3 protein-coding genes are annotated in these 2,834 nt (G+C 62.4%); all 3 read right to left on the bottom strand.

Annotated features, from left to right (window positions below; all coding sequences use genetic code 11):
- Positions 1 to 164: 164 nt before the first annotated feature.
- Positions 165 to 611, bottom strand: coding sequence for a protein TolR (gene tolR / locus L9059_RS30450; RefSeq protein ID WP_247296669.1), 447 nt, complete (start codon positions 609 to 611; stop codon positions 165 to 167).
- 13 nt (positions 612 to 624) lie between these two features.
- Positions 625 to 1,335 carry a protein TolQ gene (gene tolQ, locus L9059_RS30455; protein WP_247296673.1) on the bottom strand — a complete coding sequence of 237 codons (711 nt, stop codon included), beginning with the start codon at positions 1,333 to 1,335 and terminating at the stop codon, positions 625 to 627.
- Between the two features lie 91 nt (positions 1,336 to 1,426).
- The coding region (locus tag L9059_RS30460; protein WP_247296695.1) for a phytase at positions 1,427 to 2,834 on the bottom strand (1,408 nt) is incomplete at its 5' end.

Consider the following 2,834-nt stretch of genomic DNA (forward strand, 5'->3'; position numbering starts at 1 on the left):
CGGCTGCTCGACCGGCGGGCTCTCGAGGACCCAGCCGCGCACCAGTAACGCCAGCACGATCACGTGCAACCCGACGGCGAGGCTCGCTGCCAGGCCATTGCGCCACATCCCGCTGCGGTCGACGGTCGCAGCGGCCAGGTATGGACTGTGCAAGGTCATCGCCGTCATTGCGGGACCTCTGTCACTAGCCCCAAATTACTGACCCCGCCTTGTTGCAGAGCCGCCATGGCCGCCACCACGCTGCCGTACCCGGCGTCCTTGTCAGCGCGAATGTAGACCTGGGTGTCTCGCCGCTCGGCTACCACTTGCGCCACCTTGGCCTGCATGTCTTGAAGGGTGACGGCACTATCCGTCTGGTTACGGGTGTCGAGCTCACCGCCAAGATTCCAGTAGTAGCCGCCCTCGGCTTTCACCGAGAGGGTCAGAATCTGCTGGCGGCTGTCATTGACCAGTGCTTCGCTGGCGACCTTGGGCAGTTCTATTTTTACCCCTTGAGTGAGCATGGGTGCTGTGACCATGAAGATCACCAGCAGCACCAGCATCACGTCGATGTACGGCACCACGTTCATCTCGGCCTTGGGGCCGTGTTTGCGTTGCGGTCTGACCAACATCGTCACTCTCCTTTCAGGCGGCAGCGGCCAGGTTGATCGGCGCGCCATGCAGCTTGCGGTGCAGGCGCACTTGCAGTTCATTGCCGAAGGCGTAGTAGCGCGTCAGCAAGGTCTGGCTGCGAGAGGAAAAGCGGTTATAGGCGATCACCGCGGGTATCGCCGCAAACAGGCCGATGGCCGTGGCAATCAGCGCTTCGGCGATGCCCGGAGCCACGGTCGACAAGGTTGCCTGCTGCACCTGCGACAACCCGAGGAAGGAATTCATGATGCCCCACACGGTGCCAAACAGGCCGATGTAGGGGCTGACCGAGCCGACCGTGGCCAGGAACTGCAGGCCTTTTTCAAGGCGCACTTCCTGCTCGCTGATGGCGACATACAGCGCCCGTTCCACGCCTTCGAGGACAACATCTGCGGCATTGCCCGAGTGTTGGTTGAGGTGGTTGAACTCCTGCAAGCCCGCTTGGAAAATGGGCTCGACTCCGGCTTCGCTGTCAGTGTTTTTCGCGGTCTCACGATACAACGCCAACAGATCCGGCGTGCGGCGAAAGCGTTGCATGAAACCGTTGAGCCGCCGTTCGCGCCGCTTGAGCACGCTGCTGCGCAGGATGATCAGGTACCAGCTGAGCAGCGATGCCAGCAGCAGGATAAGCATAACCGCCTTGACCAGCAGACTCGCGTCGCTGATCAGCCCCCAAATCGTCATGTGTTCGAGTGTGGCCTGCATGATAAAACTCCTTGTCCGGGGCTCGCGGGCCGTCGATGCGCGACGGCCTTTGAGCTATTCGATGAAAGTCAGGTGACAGGGTGATGACGGATCAGGGCAGCTTGAGGGCCTTGGTGACCTCGGCCCAGGGCACGAACTTGAAGTTCTGGGTTTGCTCGGGCATGCGTTTGCGGCCGTCCTGCACCACCAACATGCCCTTGCTCCAGGCCCCGCCGAGGTTGACGGAGGTGACCTCCAGGCCATCGGTTTCCGAAGCACCGTCGATACCGAGTGCGGCATTCAAACCGACACGAAAGGCGCCACGGGCAGCGAATGGCGGCTGTGCATCGAGCACCAGGTAGCTGTCGTTGCCTTGGCTTGAGATCACCAGATAGTCACCGTTCGCGCTTTGATACAGCGCCAGCCCTTCCACATCGGCGTGCAATTGCGGGCCAACCTTGATCACGCTGCTGAGGGTCGCCGGCTGATCCGCCCGGGCATCCACCGCCCACACTCCAACATCCTCTTCGCCGAGAAACAGCCGTTGCCGCTGATCATCAGCAACGCAGCCTTCGGGCTGACTGTCGACCTTGAACTGACGGACCAGCTCACCCTGGACCGCGCCGTTCGGCGCACTCAAGTGGTACTGCAGGAAGGTGCCGTCCTTGCCGTTGGCAATGGCATACAGCTCACCGCTGGCTGGCTGGAACAGGCAGATGCCGTAGATTTCCTTGAGCGGCGTGGCAATCTCACCGGCTTCGCGCAGCTCGCCGCTCTGGCGATCGATGCTGAACAGGCTGAGGCTGTTGTGATCACGATTGCTGGCCACGGCGAGGTCCACGTTCTGCTGACCCAACTTGAAGTTGGGCCGCACATCGACGTTGTTCAGACGCCCGACCGGCAGCTCCTGGAGCAATTTGCCCTGTAGGTCGTACGCCAGCAGGCCCTGTTTTTTATTGGTGCCGAGCACCCGACTCAAGCTCGCTCGCTGCGGATGAATCCAGATCGCCGGATCGTCGGCGGCGTCACCCTGCCGTCCCACCGGTTCGGTCTGGCTGTGGGCTGGTACGGTTGGCAGCACCGGGGGCCGTTCGGCAGGTGTCGCTTGCCAATCAAGCTCACCCAGATACAGACGTCCATCGTCATCGTCGCGTAGTAATACCTCAAGCCCCTTGGCCGTCGTGCGCACGTCGAGGTTTTCCGGCTTCTTCACTCCGGGCAACGCCAGGCTGGCCTTGGCCATCCAGCGCTCGCCCTGTTGCTGATACAGGTGCAATTGCGCGGCTTGCGGGTCAAGTGCAACCACGCCTGCGGGGATCAGCGCCATGGCACCCGCGTTGTGTTTGATCTCGCCGAAGGGCTCGCGCAGGGCAATGGGGCTGCGCGTCACCTCGGCTTCGGGATGTGCCGGATAGGCCCACCAGCCGACGTTCTCCTCATTGACCACCAACTGATGGGCGCCATCGTCGACGCGGCAGTCCGTCGCCGAAGGTGGCAGCGGCAGGCCGCGCACCCGTTGC

The organism is Pseudomonas violetae (assembly GCF_023072615.1).
Classification (GTDB): domain Bacteria; phylum Pseudomonadota; class Gammaproteobacteria; order Pseudomonadales; family Pseudomonadaceae; genus Aquipseudomonas; species Aquipseudomonas violetae.